14 protein-coding genes are annotated in these 14,513 nt (G+C 64.0%); 9 read left to right on the top strand and 5 right to left on the bottom strand.

Annotated features, from left to right (window positions below; all coding sequences use genetic code 11):
- Positions 1–151 precede the first annotated feature (151 nt).
- Positions 152–3,004, top strand: a complete 2,853-nt coding sequence (locus IEW63_RS10485) for a putative bifunctional diguanylate cyclase/phosphodiesterase (protein ID WP_188636567.1) — start codon at positions 152–154, stop codon at positions 3,002–3,004.
- Here the strand turns inward: IEW63_RS10485 and zwf are convergent.
- A complete protein-coding gene (gene zwf, locus IEW63_RS10480) occupies positions 2,980–4,458 on the bottom strand; it encodes a glucose-6-phosphate dehydrogenase (RefSeq protein ID WP_188636566.1) in 1,479 nt (492 codons plus the stop codon). The two genes, IEW63_RS10485 and zwf, sit on opposite strands and share 25 nt — an antisense overlap.
- A gap of 77 nt (positions 4,459–4,535) precedes the next feature.
- Here zwf and hexR point away from each other — a divergent pair, with 77 nt between their 5' ends.
- The 8 genes from hexR to IEW63_RS10445 all read left to right on the top strand — a co-directional run bounded on the left by hexR (position 4,536) and on the right by IEW63_RS10445 (position 11,983).
- A complete protein-coding gene (hexR, locus tag IEW63_RS10475; protein ID WP_188636565.1) occupies positions 4,536–5,408 on the top strand; it encodes a transcriptional regulator HexR in 873 nt (290 codons plus the stop codon).
- A 5-nt stretch (positions 5,409–5,413) separates the two neighbouring features.
- On the top strand, positions 5,414–6,268 hold the full coding sequence (locus IEW63_RS10470) for a DUF2071 domain-containing protein (protein WP_188636564.1): 855 nt from the start codon (positions 5,414–5,416) through the stop codon (positions 6,266–6,268).
- Positions 6,269–6,282: 14 nt separating this feature from the next.
- On the top strand, positions 6,283–6,561 hold the full coding sequence (locus IEW63_RS10465) for a peptidylprolyl isomerase (RefSeq protein ID WP_188636563.1): 279 nt from the start codon (positions 6,283–6,285) through the stop codon (positions 6,559–6,561).
- 116 nt (positions 6,562–6,677) lie between these two features.
- Entirely contained in the window at positions 6,678–6,803 is a 126-nt protein-coding gene (locus IEW63_RS14730; protein WP_272872592.1) for a hypothetical protein, read from the top strand.
- Between the two features lie 13 nt (positions 6,804–6,816).
- Positions 6,817–7,677, top strand: coding sequence for a c-type cytochrome (locus IEW63_RS10460; RefSeq protein ID WP_188636562.1), 861 nt, complete (start codon positions 6,817–6,819; stop codon positions 7,675–7,677).
- Positions 7,678–7,735: 58 nt separating this feature from the next.
- Complete coding sequence (locus IEW63_RS10455; RefSeq protein WP_188636561.1) at positions 7,736–9,106, top strand: cbb3-type cytochrome c oxidase subunit I; 1,371 nt, start codon at positions 7,736–7,738, stop codon at positions 9,104–9,106.
- Positions 9,107–9,113: 7 nt separating this feature from the next.
- Positions 9,114–9,926, top strand: coding sequence for a CbbQ/NirQ/NorQ/GpvN family protein (locus tag IEW63_RS10450; protein WP_188636560.1), 813 nt, complete (start codon positions 9,114–9,116; stop codon positions 9,924–9,926).
- A 17-nt stretch (positions 9,927–9,943) separates the two neighbouring features.
- Positions 9,944–11,983, top strand: coding sequence for a nitric oxide reductase activation protein NorD (locus IEW63_RS10445; protein ID WP_188636559.1), 2,040 nt, complete (start codon positions 9,944–9,946; stop codon positions 11,981–11,983).
- Between the two features lie 82 nt (positions 11,984–12,065).
- Here the strand turns inward: IEW63_RS10445 and sodC are convergent, their stop codons facing one another.
- The 4 genes from sodC to IEW63_RS10425 all read right to left on the bottom strand — a co-directional run bounded on the left by sodC (position 12,066) and on the right by IEW63_RS10425 (position 14,501).
- Positions 12,066–12,587, bottom strand: a complete 522-nt coding sequence (gene sodC, locus IEW63_RS10440; RefSeq protein WP_188636558.1) for a superoxide dismutase family protein — start codon at positions 12,585–12,587, stop codon at positions 12,066–12,068.
- Between the two features lie 70 nt (positions 12,588–12,657).
- Positions 12,658–13,590 (bottom strand): DUF808 domain-containing protein, encoded by a 933-nt coding sequence (locus IEW63_RS10435; RefSeq protein ID WP_188636557.1) that lies wholly within the window; start codon positions 13,588–13,590, stop codon positions 12,658–12,660.
- 124 nt (positions 13,591–13,714) lie between these two features.
- A complete protein-coding gene (locus IEW63_RS10430; RefSeq protein WP_188636556.1) occupies positions 13,715–14,236 on the bottom strand; it encodes a cytochrome b in 522 nt (173 codons plus the stop codon).
- On the bottom strand, positions 14,229–14,501 hold the full coding sequence (locus IEW63_RS10425) for a DUF2218 domain-containing protein (protein WP_229710447.1): 273 nt from the start codon (positions 14,499–14,501) through the stop codon (positions 14,229–14,231). The genes IEW63_RS10430 and IEW63_RS10425 overlap by 8 nt, the downstream gene beginning before the upstream one ends.
- Between the last annotated feature and the right edge of the window lie 12 nt (positions 14,502–14,513).

Genomic DNA, 14,513 nt, shown 5'->3' with positions numbered 1-14,513 from the left:
GGCTGAAAGAAACCGCCGAACGACCGGGCTTTCGTCACCGGGGGGATATGCCGGCCGGGTGCTCTGGTGTATGGTCTGCAATGGAAATGCCACTATTTCACGGATGAAAAGATGAGTCGGGATATCACGCCTTACCCGGGTATACACCAGCATGTCTGACCGCGACAGGGGCCGGAAGGCGTCCCGTGAGCTGCTCCTGCGTCAGCTCGATCTGCTCTTTGCCCACGCGCGGCTGACCCAGTGGCTGGTGCTGCTGGCTGCCGCCGTGCTGGCGATGCTGGTATGGGATCACACGCCGCGGCTGCTTCTGCTGTCCTGGCTGACCATCATCTGCACCCTGGCCCTTCTGCAGCTGCGTACTGCTGACCGCTTCAACCGTTGCCCGGCCGAGCAGCGTCTCGGACGCCGCTGGCCGATCCTGTTCCACCTCGGCAGCTGTCTGTCCGGTCTGGCCCTGGGACTTGCGCTGGTGTTGCTGGTACCGGTCAACACCTTCAGCATACAGACCGGCGGCTATGCGGTGATTGCCGGTGTGGTGCTGTGTGTCAGCATCATTCATGCGCATCGCTTCAGCGCCTGTCTCAGCTTCGCCATCCCGGGCTGGCTGCTGCCGACCGTGTTCCTGTTTTTCCAGGACGATCCGACCAGCCCCTACTGGGGACTGATGGGCATCACCCTGTTCGGCTGCATGCTGCTGGCCGGCGCGCTCATCCACCGCTCCTCCACCCGTACCCTGCAGAGCAACCTGCGCAACCGGGCGCTGCTGTTCCGGCTCGACGAGGCCCGCCAGCAGGCGGAAGCGCTGAACATTCAACTGACCGGAGAGATCGAGCATCGGCGCCAGGTAGAGCAGGAACTGCGCCACAGTCACGAGGTGCTGGAGCACCGGGTCAATCAACGCACCATCGAGCTGCAGCAGACCCAGGCGAGGCTGAGCATGGCGCTGGAAGCGAGTGCCCTGGGCCTGTGGGACTGGGACCTGGAAAGTGACCTGGTCTATCACTCCCATCTGGAAGAAATCTTCGGGCTGTCCGAGCCCCAGCTGACCATGCGCGGCGTGCTCAAGCCACGGCTCCACCCGGATGACGTCGAGCGCGTCAACCGCGCGCTCATCGATCATTTCAAGCATGGCACGCCCTACTGCGTGGAATACCGCGTGCGGCACCAGCAGGGGCATTGGGTGTGGGTGGAGGACAATGGCCGGGCGGTGCAGCGCGACATCAACAACCGCGCCATCCGCATGATCGGTACCCGCCGGGACATCACCGCCCGGCGCCAGCGCCATGAACAGGAACGGCTGGCCGCGACCGTATTCGAGGCCACCTCGGACGGCATCTTCATTCTCGATCCGGATCAGCAGATCCTGGCGGTGAACCAGGCATTCAGTGTGATCACCGGCTATCCTGCCCGGGATGTCATCGGTCGCAAGCTGACCTCCCTCAGCAACGACCCGGAAACCCTGGACACCTACGCCCGGATGCGCGCTGCGCTGCGCAGCCAGGACCGCTGGCAGGGCGAAGTGATGGAACAACGCCGCAGTGGCGAGCGCTACCCCCAATGGCTCCAGCTGGCAGTGGTGCGCGATACCCTTGGTGAAGTGACCCATTATGTGGGCTTCTTTGCCGACCAGAGCATCAGTCGCAAGAACGAGGAACGGCTGCGCTACCTGTCCGACCACGACCCGCTTACCCACCTGGCCAACCGCAGTCTGTTCACCCACAGCCTGGACGAAGCCACCGGCATGGCCCGCAGCCAGGGGCACAGCCTGGCGCTGCTGCACGTGGACCTAGACCGCTTCAAGTACATCAACGACACCCTGGGCCACATCCAGGCCGACACCCTGCTCTGCGAGATAGCCGACCGGCTGCGCGCGCTGCTGCCGGACGCCTTCGTCATTGCCCGCCTGTCCGCCGATGAGTTCGTGGTGGTCAAGCAGAACGTGCCGCGGGAGCAACTGGGTGAGCTTGCCGAGCGGCTGCTGGTCAGGCTGGCCCAGCCGATCACCCTCGGCGACAACGAGCTGATCGTATCCGCCTCGATCGGCATCAGCCTGTTCCCCGACGATGCCGGTAACAGTCTGCAGCTGATCAACCGCGCCAATCAGGCCATGCAGCACGCCAAGCAGATGGGCGGCAACTGCTTCAAGTTCTATTCCGCCGACCTGCCGGATCCGAAGGTCGACCGGCTGCATCTGGAAAACGAGCTGCGCAGGGCAATTGCCGAGGACCAGCTGCTGGTGCATTACCAGCCCAAGCTGCACCTGACCTCGAACATGATCACCAGTGCCGAAGCGCTGGTGCGCTGGCAGCACCCTGTCAGGGGCATGCTGCCGCCCGCCGATTTCATCGCCATCGCAGAAGAAACCGGGCTGATCCTGCCACTGGGCCACCTGGTGTTGCGCCTGGCCTGCTACCAGGCCAGCAGGTGGCTACACCAGGGCCCGGCAGCCATCCGCATTGCCGTGAACATGTCGGTGCAGCAGCTGCGCCAGCCGGAATTCAGTGCCCAGGTGGCAGACATCCTGCGCGAGGCAAGGCTGCCGGCCAATCTGCTGGAACTGGAGCTGACCGAGAGCATGCTGCTGGAACAGAGCGCAGCGGTCACCGCCAACCTGTCTGCGCTGCAGGATCTGGGCGTCAAACTGTCGGTGGACGACTTCGGTACCGGCTACTCGTCACTGGCCTATCTCAAGCACTTCCCGATTCACAGCCTGAAGATCGACCGTGCCTTCATCAGCGAACTGGACGACCATTCCCGGGATTCGGCCATTGTCCGTGCCATCGTCGCCATGGCTCACAGCATGCAGCTGCAGGTGGTGGCTGAAGGGGTGGAGCAGGAAAGCCAGCTGGCCTTCCTGCGGACCCAGGGCTGCGACGAAGTGCAGGGCTACCTGATCAGCAAGCCGGTCTCCGCCGAGGCGCTGACCCAGCTGCTGGAGCGCCGCCACCGGGACAGCCAGCGACAGCTGGCCGGCCGCGCTCAGCGCTCATCCAGCCAGATATGACCGTAGCGCTCGAGCAGGCTGTCGGCCGCCTCCGGTCCCCAGCTGCCCGCTGCATAACGCCTGGGTGAACGATAGACTTCGTGCCAGCCGCCGATGATCGGGTCCATCCAGCGCCAGGCGGCCTCGATCTCGTCCCGACGCATGAACAGGGTGGCATCCCCCTCGATCACATCGAGCAACAGCCGCTCATAGGCATCCCAGCGGCGACGCTTGAACGCCTCGTCAAAATGCAGATCCAGCTCCACCTCCTGCAGGGTCATGCCGCGCCCCGGCGATTTGGCCATCAGCGCCAGGCTGATGCTCTCGTCCGGCTGCAGGCGGATCACCAGGCGGTTGCCCTCCGGGGTGGTACCCGGAAACAGCCGGTGCGGCACCGTCTTGAACTGGATGACGATTTCGGATTTGCGCTGCGCCAGCGATTTGCCTGTGCGCAGATAGAATGGCACACCCGCCCAGCGCCAGTTGTCGATCTCGGCACGCAGCGCCACATAGGTTTCGGTGCTGCTGTCATGGTCGACACTTTTTTCAAAGTAGTAGGCCGGCAGCGTCTCGCCGGCGCGCTTGCCCTTTGAGTACTGGCCGCGGACCGTCTGGTCCTGCACATCCATACCGGTGATCGGGCGCAGTGCTTCGAGGATCTTCAGCTTCTCGTTGCGCACGGACTCCGGCTCGAAGTGCACCGGTGCTTCCATGGCCACCAGGCACAGCAGCTGCAGCAGGTGATTCTGCACCATGTCGCGCATTGCGCCGGCCTCATCATAATAGGCGCCGCGCCCCTCTACTCCGACAGTTTCCAGCACGCTGATCTGTACATGATCGATATGCCCGTTGCGCCACAAGGGCTCGAACAGGGCGTTGCCGAAACGCAGCGCGAGCAGGTTCTGCACCGCCTCCTTGCCGAGAAAGTGGTCAATGCGAAAGACCCGCGATTCATCGAATACGCTGCCGATCTGCTCGTTGATTCTCCGGGCGGTCTCCAGACTGTTGCCCAGCGGCTTCTCCAGCACGATACGGGCTTCGGCGTTCACCAGCCCGGCCGATTGCAGGTGCAGCGCAGCCGGGGCGAAAAGGTCCGGCAGGGTGGCGAGATAGAAGACCCGGACACGTTCGGGGTGATCACCGAGGTGACGGGCCAGCCGATTGAACTCCAGCCGCTGAGACAGATCCAGCGTTAGGTAATCCAGCCGAGCGGCAAAGCTTTCCCATCCGGCCTCGGTCAGGTCACCGCGGGCTACATGCTGGCTCAGATGCCGGCGTACCAGTTTGCGGTACTCCTCCAGCCCATGGCGGCTGCGCGCCAGCCCCAGAATGCGCGTCTGCGGATGCAGATGACGGTCACGGTGCAGGTAGTATAACGCGGGCAGGAGCTTGCGCATGGCAAGATCTCCGGTCCCGCCGAAAACCACAATGTCACAGGCATTGCCATGGCGCGCAGGCACTTGAAATCCTCCCATCAAGGCGGTGGGGTGGTTTTTGTAGTATAACTACAACCCATCAGCACCCCCGATCCGCAGACTATCATGAAGCCGCCGTGAACTTGCTCCAACATATTGCAGGCAATCGCCAGTCCCTCCGCAAGTCGGAGCTGAAGGTTGCCGACCACGTTCTCGCCAACGCCGCCCAGGTGATGCACTCCTCCATGGCCGACCTGGCGCGGGAGGTGGGCGTCAGCGAGCCGACCATCGTGCGCTTCTGCCGTGCCATCGGCTGCAGCGGCTTCCAGGATCTGAAACTCAAGCTGGCGCAGAGTCTGGCCGCCGGCGCCAGCTTCGGCCAGTTCTCGATCAGCGAGGACGACAATATCGAAGAGCTGTCGCAGAAGATCTTCGATACTACCCTGGCGACGCTGATGGATGTGCGCGAGAGTCTGGATGCCGATGCGATGGAGCAGGCCATTCTGGCGATGGCCGAGGCCCGGCGGGTGGAATTCTACGGCTTCGGTGCCTCCGGTGCGGTGGCCAGCGATGCCCAGCACAAGTTCTTCCGGCTGCAGGTGTCCACGGCCGCCTACTCTGATCCGCACATGCAGGCGATGTCTGCGGTGACCCTCGGACCCTATGATGTCGCCGTGGCAATCTCCCAGACCGGCCGCACCAAGGACCTGCTTCATACCTCCACGCTGGTGGTGGAAGCAGGGGCCACGTTGATCGCCCTGTGCCCGAGCAATACACCGCTGGCCGACCTGGGCCAGATACACATTCCCATCGATGTGACGGAGGACACCGATATCTATACCCCCCTGTCGTCCCGCATCGCCCATCTGGTGGTGATCGACGTACTGGCCATGGGCATGGCCATGCGTCGCGGACCGGAGCTGGTCCACCACCTGAAGAACGTCAAGCGGAGCTTGCGCGGGTTGCGCTTGTCCAACAAGGTCACACGCAGCAACGAACCTCAGGACTGAACCCCATGCAAGACGTCAGCCGCGGCCCCGCGCCCACCGAGCACGACGCCAGCCCCTTCTCCCGGCACCCCGCCCAGCGGTTGCGCTTTGCCGAACTGGCCGTACCCCGGCCGCCGGTCTCGGGCATCAACGTTCAATGCCAGCTCAAGCACTTCGCGATCATCACCTATGCCATCGATCCGGCCAGGCTGACCGGGATGATCCCGCCGCGCTTCCGGCTCGACACCATTCTCATCGGGGGACGGGAGCAGGCGCTGGTATCGGCGGTACCCTTTCTCAACGTCAATTTCCGCCTGGCGGCCCATTCCTCGCCCCGACTGGAAATGGCCCAGGTGGACTACCGTGCCTACATCATCGACCAGCACACCGGTGAAAGGGCGGTGTGGTTTTTCGGCACCACCCTGGACTCCTGGACCCTGCCGGTGCCGCGGTACGTCTGGCAACAGCCCTGGCATGCCGCCCGTACCCGCTTCGATTGCCAGCTGGACGGCAGTGGGCAGCGCTACCAGCGCTACCACATGCATACCGCTTCGGCGTGGGGCCACGCCCAGCTGCAGTTGCGTCAGCACACCGGCCACACCGAGGCCTACCCCGGTTTCGCCGATGAGGAGACCGCGCTGTTCTATCTGACGCACCCGCTGGTGGGCTTCTACCATCGTTTGCGCGACCGCCAGCTGGGCGCCTATCGTGTCTGGCATGACCGACTGCGGGTGCAGCCGGCGCAACTGATCAACGCCCGCTTCGCGGTGTTCGACCGGCTTGGGCTGGTCAGCCAGGCCGAGCAGCAACAGCCGTACAGCGTACTGGTGCAGCCGATCAACGACTTCACCGTCTACCTCCCACCCACCCGCCTGGAATAAGGAGCAGCCAGCCAATGCCGATTGCCATGGCCCGTCACATTCTGGTCGGTACCGAGGCCGAAGCCCTGGCGCTGAAGAAGCGCCTTGCCGCCGGCGAGGCATTCGATGTGCTGGCGCGCAGGCACTCCACCTGCCCCTCGAAAAAGCGCGGCGGCGACCTCGGCGAGGTGCGTCCAGGACAGATGGTACGCGCCATCGACCAGATCATTTTCCGAAAGCCGCTGAAGGTGATTCACGGCCCGGTGAAAACCCAGTTCGGCTGGCATCTGGTGCAGGTGTTCTACCGCGACTGACCATCCGGGCATCCATCAAGCGCCCTGCTCCTGCCGATTCCTGCGGAAATGCGATTAGCGTCTATCCTGTAGACCAATAATCAAAAAAAGCTGCACCTTACGCCAAGGAGTACGGTATGCAACTCAAAGACCTGTACAAACCCGTGCGCATCCTGAGCTTCGCTGTACTGGCCCTGATGCTGATTTCCGCCCTGTATGCCTTCATCATGACCGGCCTGCACTGGACCGGCATCAACGTCTGACGGGGCCGCCATCATGAACAACCGCCAAGCCAGAATCTTCGCCTGGGGCGCGACCATTGCCGCGGCAGTGGTATTCCTCGGGCTGACCCTCGACAGTCACCGCCAGTTTCCCGACCTGACCAATGCCGAGAACATCACCCCCGAGGTGACCCACGGCAAGGACGTGTGGCACAAGTACAACTGCATCAACTGCCATACCCTCTTTGGCGAGGGCGCCTATTATGCCCCGGACCTGACCAAGATCACCCAGCACCGCGGCGAAGCCTACCTGCAGGCGTACATGCGTGATCCCGCCGCTTTCTATGACGAGCAGAAGCATCGGCGGCTGATGCCCCAGCAGAACCTCAGCGATGAGGAGATCACCAACCTGATCAGATTCCTCGACTGGGTCGCCAATGTTGACAATCAGGGCTGGCCACCCAGGCCGATCCTGGTGACGGGCGGCTTTACCGCCGTGGCCGGATCCGGTGGTGCCGGCGATGCTGCAGCACTGCAGACCGGCTCCACTTCCGTAGGTGTACGCCCGGTCGGCCCGGATGATGATATCCGCGCGCTCGGAGAGAACGTATTCCGCACCGCCGTGCCGGGCTGCGTGGCGTGCCACTCCCTGGCTCCGGGCGCCGATGGCGCCGGTCCGAGCCTGGCGGGTGTCGCCACCCGCGCCGAGCTGCTGGTGGGCTCCTCCGATTACACCGGCCAGGCGACCGATGTGGAAGGCTACATCCGCGAGTCGATTATCGAGCCCAGCGCCCACATCAACATCGGTGGGATGTATTCGGCCAACGGGACCTCGTTCATGCCGAACACCTATGGTGAAAGCCTGAGCGAGGACGAGATCGAGCAGCTGGTCGCCTTCCTGGCCACGCTCAAGTGACGCCCGCGACGGCCGCGCCAGACCCGGCGCGGCAATATGGAAATGACGGAGAATAACAATGCGCTACAAGTCACAGTCAGTCGCCTACTGGTACTTCGCTGTAGCCATGGTGCTGTTCGGCCTGCAACTGGTGTTCGGTCTGTTGTCTGCCACCAAGTACCTCGGCCCCGACCCGCTGCTGTACATACTGCCCTTTGACGTGACCAAGACGATCCACACCAACCTGCTGATCGTCTGGGTGATCACCGGATTCATGGGCGCCACCTACTGGCTGGTGCCGGATGAATCGCGCACCGAACTGCACAGCACCAGGCTCGCCTATATCCAGCTGGTGCTGTGGACCGGCATGGGCGTGGCGGCGGTCATCGGTTATCTGTTCCGCTATGGCACTGGCAACAAGTTGCTGGAACAGCCCCTGCCGCACAAGCTGATCATGGTCGTGTGCTTCGCGATCTTCATCTACAACATCGGCATGACCATCAAGAGGTCGGGACGCTTCACCACCACCGAAGGGGTACTGGTACTGGGGATCGTCAGCACCGCCGTGCTGTTCGTACCGGCACTGCTGCATTACGAGAACTATACCGTTTCGATCTTCTATCGCTGGTGGACCATCCACCTGTGGGTGGAAGGGGTATGGATGATGATCATGGGGGCCTTCCTTGCCTACCTGCTGATCCGCCTGTCCGGCGCCGACCGCGAGGTACTGGAGAAGTGGCTCTACGTGATCGTCGGGCTGGTATTCCTGGCCGGCATTCTCGGTACCGCCCACCATTACTACTGGGTCGGCGTCCCCTATTACTGGCTGCCGATCGGCGGGTTCTTCAGCGCGCTGGAGCCGCTGGCCATCGTCGGCATGGCCATGTACGCCTACGGCGCCATGCGCCGCTCGGGCATGTCCCACCCCAACGTGCTGGCGCTGCACTGGACCCTGGGCAGCACCATCTTCACGCTGTTCGGCGCCGGCTTGCTGGGTCTGGCCCATACCTGGCCGAGTATCAACAAGTGGACCCACGGCACGCTGATCACGGCCATGCACGGCCATGCAGCCTTCTATGGGGCCTATGCGATGATCTGCCTGGCCATGATCACCTATGCCATGCCGTCCCTCACCCACGGGCGCCCGGAGAAGGGCACCAGCATCGGCTACTGGGCATTCTGGCTGCAGCTGGCCGGCATGTTCGGGATGACCATCTCCTTCGCTACCGCCGGTATCGGTCAGGTCTATCTCGAGCGGATCATGGGCATGGGCTATCTCGATGCCCAGCTGAAGATCCAGATCCACTTCGTCATGCTGATCGTCTGCGCCAGCCTGTTCTCCACCGGCGTCGGACTGTTCATCTACGACTTCTTCCGTTACCGGCCGCGGCTGGATGTCACCGAACCGGGCGTCGCTGACAATGACATTGCCGTCGGCCGCGTGGTGTGAGATGGGCATGAATGAACCGGTACCGGGACTCGCTGCCGGTGCTGTCGAGGGGCCCTGGTATCATCCCACCGGCAACGAGGTGGCGCTGTTCGAGCAGTGTCACGCCCGCGGTCTGGCGGTCATGCTCAAGGGGCCGACCGGCTGCGGCAAGACGCGCTTTGTCGAACACATGGCCTGGAAGCTGGGCCGCCCGCTGATCACCGTGCCCTGCCACGATGATCTGGCCGCCAGCGATCTCATCGGACGCTTTCTCATCCAGCATGACGGCACCGTATGGCAGGACGGTCCGCTCACCCGGGCGGTGCGCGAAGGCGCCATCTGCTACCTGGATGAAGTGGTCGAGGCCCGACAGGACACCGTGGTGGTGCTGCACGCCCTGACCGACCATCGACGGATCCTGCCGATCGACAAGACCGGAGAGGTACTGCAGGCCGCGCCCGGATTCCAGCTGGTGATTTCCTACAACCCCGGTTACCAGCGCATGCTCAAGGATCTCAAACCCAGCACCCGTCAGCGCTTTGTCGCCATGGATCTGGACTTTCCGCCGCCGGAGCTGGAAGCGCGCATCGTCCAGCATGAAAGCGGCGTGGACCAGGCCGCTGCCAACGGGCTGGTATCACTGGCCGAACGTATCCGCCAGCTGCGTGACCGCGGTCTGGCCGAGGTGCCCAGTACCCGCCTGCTGATTGCGGCGGGCACCCTCATGGCCTCCGGCATCCCCCTGCGTGAGGCCTGCTACGCCGCCATTGTCTCGCCGCTGTCCGACGAGTCCTCAATGGTCGACGCCCTGCGTGATCTGGTCGACGCCACCTTTGTCTGAGCGGAGGACAGGCCGCCATGGCTGAACCGGAGGACCTGCTCAGCGACGCCGCCCGCCATGCCACCATCCATATCCGCAGACTCTGGCTGCGCTACCGGCCACCGCCGCCCGGCCCGCCCACCGCCATGCTGGTGGATGTCGCGCCGCGTCTGGACCTGCTGATCACCGCGCTGTGCGGCACCACCCTGCAGATCCGCGCTGCCCAGCGGCCGCCGCACCCGACCATGCTGGCGCGGTTCTTCCGCCGCGTGCAGGCCCCCTGGCTGAAACAACCGATCCCCGCCACCAACGGCGAGCGGCTGTGGTTGCCGGTGGATTCCGGCATCGAGGATCTCGCGCTGGGCAATGAGCTGTACCGGGTCATGGCCCTGCAACAGGCGGCCCGTGCCCAGCGCGGCAGCGCCGGGCTGGTCGATCCGCAATGGCCGGCGCTGCAGGCGGATGCGTTTCTGCTGCTGGAAGCCTGGGCGGCCGACTTCGATCTGCTGCGCCAGCTTCCCGGGATGGCACCGGGTATCGGCCGGCTGCGGCAGTTCGCGCTGCAGCGCCGCCCCGAACTGCGCACCTTCTCGCCGGTCCGGCGGCCGCTGGAGGCTCTGCTGCAGCAACTGTTGCGCACCTCTCCCGGTGCGGCCTGCGCTGCGCTGCCGCACAGCCCCTCGCCGCTGGAGTCGGTCAGGCTGTCGCTTGACGTGCTGCAACGCCTCGGCCTGGACCCGCAGGACAGGCGCGGTGGCGATGCCCCCCTGCTCAGGGACTGGTGGACCGGCGAGCTGCGGTCACCCGCCAGCGCCAGTCGCAATGACATGCCGGCCGAGGGCGAGCCAGGCGAGCCACAGGTCTCCAGCGAGCCCTCCCGCAGTTCCCACCTGCTGCGCCGGCCGGAAGTGCGCGAGGCGAAAGAAGGTGAAGATGATGACAGGGACCCGGGCATTCTCATGGTCCAGCTGGACGAGCCGCACCAGCAGGCGGAAGATCCGCTGGGTCTGAACCGCCCGGTGGACAGGGACGAGGACATCAGCGCAGACGAGTATGGCGACATGCTTTCCGAGCTCTCCCAGGCCCGCCTGGTGTCCACACCCGGAAGCTCGAAGGAGGTGCTGATTTCCGACGATCCACCGGATACCAATACCGCCATGCAGCTGAAGACCGCCATCCGCGAGGGCGGCGGCCTGCAGTATCCCGAATGGGATTGCCGCATCCAGGCCTACCGCCAGCCCGGCGCCACCCTGCATGTGCTGCCCAATCTGCCCGGCTCGCAGCAATGGGTCGATGAGACGCTGGAGGAGCACCGCAGCCTGCTGAACCAGATCCGCCGCCGCTTCGAGATGCTCAGCGCACGGCGCGTTACCCACCGCAGGCAACTGGACGGTGACGACATCGACCTGCAGGCGTATATCGACAGCTACGCAGACTTCCGTGCCGGCGGCAGCCTGTCCGATGCGCTGTACCAGACCCGCCGCACCGCGGAGCGCCACCTTGCGATCACGCTGCTGATCGATATCAGCGGTTCCACCGACAGCTGGGTCTCCACCAGCAAGCGCATCATCGATGTGGAGCGCGAAGCCCTGCTGCTGGTGAGTTTCGCTCTGGACGGGCTGGGCGAGCCCTGGTCGATCCAGGCGTTTTCCGGGGAGGGACCGGATGCGGTGATCGTCCGGCAGATCAAGACCTTCGATGAGCCATTCGGTAACGATGTGGCGCTGCGCATCAGCTCACTGGAGCCGGAGCACTACACCCGCGCCGGCGCCGCCATCCGTCACGCCAGCCAGGATCTGCTGCGCCAGCAGGCCAGCCACCGGTTGCTGCTGGTGCTGTCCGACGGCAAGCCCAATGACAGGGATATCTACGAAGGCCAGTACGGCGTGGAGGACATGCGCCAGGCCGTCACCGAGGCCAGCCTGCAGGGCATTTCCGCCTTCTGCCTGACCATCGACCGCCAGGCCCCGGCCTACCTGCCGCGCATCTTCGGCGCACGGAACTACGCCCTGCTGCCGCGCCCGGAGCTGTTGCCTACGGTATTGCTGGACTGGATGAAGCGGCTGGTGGTGCGCTGAACAATAAGTGACGGCAACGGCAACCCTATGCAGGTGCGAGTTCCATCTCGCACAGTGGGTCGGACTGAGGCGACTACAAAGGTCAGATCACCCCACAGGCCACCCGCGCTCCGCCACCACCCAGCGGTTCCGGATGATCAGCGTGGTTGTCGCCCCCCGCATGAATCATCAACGCCTTGCCCTTGATCTCATCCAGCTTCTTGATGCGCGGAGCCAGCACCGGGTAGTCCGCCGTGCCGTCCTCGTTCACGTACAGCGCGGGCAGGTCGCCCAGATGGCCGTCACCGTAGGGCCCTGCATGTTTGCCGGTGTCCTGCGGATCATAATGCCCGCCAGCGGCCTGGGCGGGGACCATCTTGCCGTCCTTCTCCGCCGCATCGCAGCTGCCGTTTTCATGCACATGGAAACCATGCACACCGCCCGGCAGGGATTTCAGATCGGGGGTAAACAGCAGGCCATGTTCGGTTTCGCTGATCTCGATGGTGCCGATGGCCTCCTGGGTGCCCTCGGCATCCACCAGGTTGATGGTCACTTCCTGCGAAGCGGCGTGGACACTGCCTGCGGCCAGCGCCGCCGCCACTATCAGCCAGTTCTGCGGTTTCATGTGCTACCTCCGGTGATGGGTTGCTATTCCGTGATCATGAGACAGGCCGGTGTTGCGGTCGTTCCGGCTTTCAACCCGGGTGCTCGGTCGAACGGCCGAACAGTCTGCTGCCCAAGGTGACGACGCCGAAGATCACCGCCCCCGCCACAACGCCGACCGCCGCCGACATCAGGGTCGGGAGCAGACCGCCCAGTACCGAGCCGATCCATGGCAGATCCAGCGTGTGTTCGGCCGTGTTCTCGATCCAGTGGCCCAGCGCATGGTAACCATGGGTGAGGATGCCGCCGCCGACCATGAACATGGCCGCAGTGCCTACCACCGACAGCGTTTTCATCAGCCAGGGCGCCAGCCACAGCAGGCCGTGCCCCAGTTTCTGCAATGCGGCGCTGTCGCGCTCGGTCAGCGCCAGCCCGGCGTCGTCGATCTTCACGATGCCGGCGACCAGGCCATACACCCCAACGGTGACCGCCAGGGCGATGGTCGACAGTACCAGCACCTGGGTGGTGAAGGTGGCGGCAGCGACGGTCCCCAGAGTGATGGCGATGATCTCCGCTGACAGAATGAAGTCGGTGCGCACCGCGCCACGGATCTTGGTCCGTTCAAAGGCAACCATGTCGGTGGCGGGGTCGGCCAGCGCCGCCAGCTTCTCGGCACGCTTTTCGGTATCGTCGTGCAGGAACCGGTGCGCCAGCTTCTCAAAGCCTTCATAGCAGAGAAAGGCGCCGCCCAGCATCAGCAGCGGGGTGACCAGCCAGGGGATGAAGGCACTGATCAGCAGGGCACCGGGCACCAGGATGAACTTGTTGCGGAACGAGCCCTTGGCCACCGCCCAGACCACCGGCAGCTCGCGCTCGGCCCTGACGCCGGTGACCTGCTGGGCGTTGAGTGCCAGGTCGTCACCCAGCACCCCGGCGGTTTTCCTTGCCGCCACCTTGCTCATGACCGAGACGTCATCGAGCAGGGTGGCAATATCGTCAAGCAGGGCCAGCAGACTGGAAGCCAAGGGCAATACCTCTCATCGGAAGATGTAGCTGATTATTGACCCTTGTTGCGGACCCGGCCAGTGACAAGCTGCAGAACGCGCTGCGCCCCCATGGTGGGGGCGCAGCGATGCAGATCATTGCCGGTCAGAGCATGCGCCGCAGCACGCCATCCTTCTTGACGAAGTGGTGCAGCAGAGCGATCCCCACATGGCCGATGACCAGGATCAGTAGTGACCAGGCGAGCAGCGAATGCATGCTGCCCAGCGTGGCCATCCAGCCGATCTCCGGCCCGTCTCCGGCGACGATTTCCATGCCGAAGGGCGCCCAGCCGAAACCGTTGCCGATCATGATCATGACCCCGGTAACGGGCAGCAGCAGCATGGCCAGATAGAGCAGACCGTGGCCGGCCTTGACCAGCAGCGCGGTCGCCGGATCCTGCTCGGGGCGGTTATTCCTCTGGGTAGCGGCCCAGAGGATGCGCAGCACGATCAGCACCAGCAATACCGAGCCGATGGAAATATGCCAGGACACCAGGTTCTGGCCCACCCAGTGCTCACCATCGTTGATGCGGTCGAAGAATTTCAGGAATTGCCAGACGATCAGCAATCCCATGCCCCAGTGAAACAACCGGGTAATGCCGCCGTAGCGCTCTTTTGAATCATTCATGTTCTGTTCCTTTCCCACCTTCGGTCATTTTCAGGCCCGGCTGTCGCCAGTCAATGGTCAGCTGCTCCGAACCCGCCATGCGTGACAGATGATCAGCAACTACCTGCTGCAGCTGCGCCATCTGCTGGTCATCGCTGTGCAGGTCCACCCGCAGTATATCCGTACAGACCATACGGCATATACCCAGCGGCAAGGTGATGGTGCTTTGCTGTTCACCGAGCTCGACCGGAAACTTGTGTCCCCAGTGCCTGCACAGGCGATTCATTATCCGGACCGG

It is taken from the genome of Halopseudomonas pertucinogena (assembly GCF_014646575.1).
GTDB lineage: Bacteria > Pseudomonadota > Gammaproteobacteria > Pseudomonadales > Pseudomonadaceae > Halopseudomonas > Halopseudomonas pertucinogena.
The sequence above is the reverse complement of the archived record's forward strand: the minus strand, read 5'-3'. Positions and strand labels throughout refer to the sequence as shown.

Coding starts and splice junctions, on each gene's coding strand:
- IEW63_RS10485 (WP_188636567.1), top strand. CDS start 152: ATGTCTGACCGCGACAGGGGCCGGAAGGCGTCCCGTGAGCTGCTCCTG.
- zwf (WP_188636566.1), bottom strand. CDS start 4,458: ATGGGAGGATTTCAAGTGCCTGCGCGCCATGGCAATGCCTGTGACATT.
- IEW63_RS10470 (WP_188636564.1), top strand. CDS start 5,414: ATGCAAGACGTCAGCCGCGGCCCCGCGCCCACCGAGCACGACGCCAGC.
- IEW63_RS10465 (WP_188636563.1), top strand. CDS start 6,283: ATGCCGATTGCCATGGCCCGTCACATTCTGGTCGGTACCGAGGCCGAA.
- IEW63_RS14730 (WP_272872592.1), top strand. CDS start 6,678: ATGCAACTCAAAGACCTGTACAAACCCGTGCGCATCCTGAGCTTCGCT.
- IEW63_RS10460 (WP_188636562.1), top strand. CDS start 6,817: ATGAACAACCGCCAAGCCAGAATCTTCGCCTGGGGCGCGACCATTGCC.
- IEW63_RS10455 (WP_188636561.1), top strand. CDS start 7,736: ATGCGCTACAAGTCACAGTCAGTCGCCTACTGGTACTTCGCTGTAGCC.
- IEW63_RS10450 (WP_188636560.1), top strand. CDS start 9,114: ATGAATGAACCGGTACCGGGACTCGCTGCCGGTGCTGTCGAGGGGCCC.
- IEW63_RS10445 (WP_188636559.1), top strand. CDS start 9,944: ATGGCTGAACCGGAGGACCTGCTCAGCGACGCCGCCCGCCATGCCACC.
- sodC (WP_188636558.1), bottom strand. CDS start 12,587: ATGAAACCGCAGAACTGGCTGATAGTGGCGGCGGCGCTGGCCGCAGGC.
- IEW63_RS10430 (WP_188636556.1), bottom strand. CDS start 14,236: ATGAATGATTCAAAAGAGCGCTACGGCGGCATTACCCGGTTGTTTCAC.
- IEW63_RS10425 (WP_229710447.1), bottom strand. CDS start 14,501: ATGAATCGCCTGTGCAGGCACTGGGGACACAAGTTTCCGGTCGAGCTC.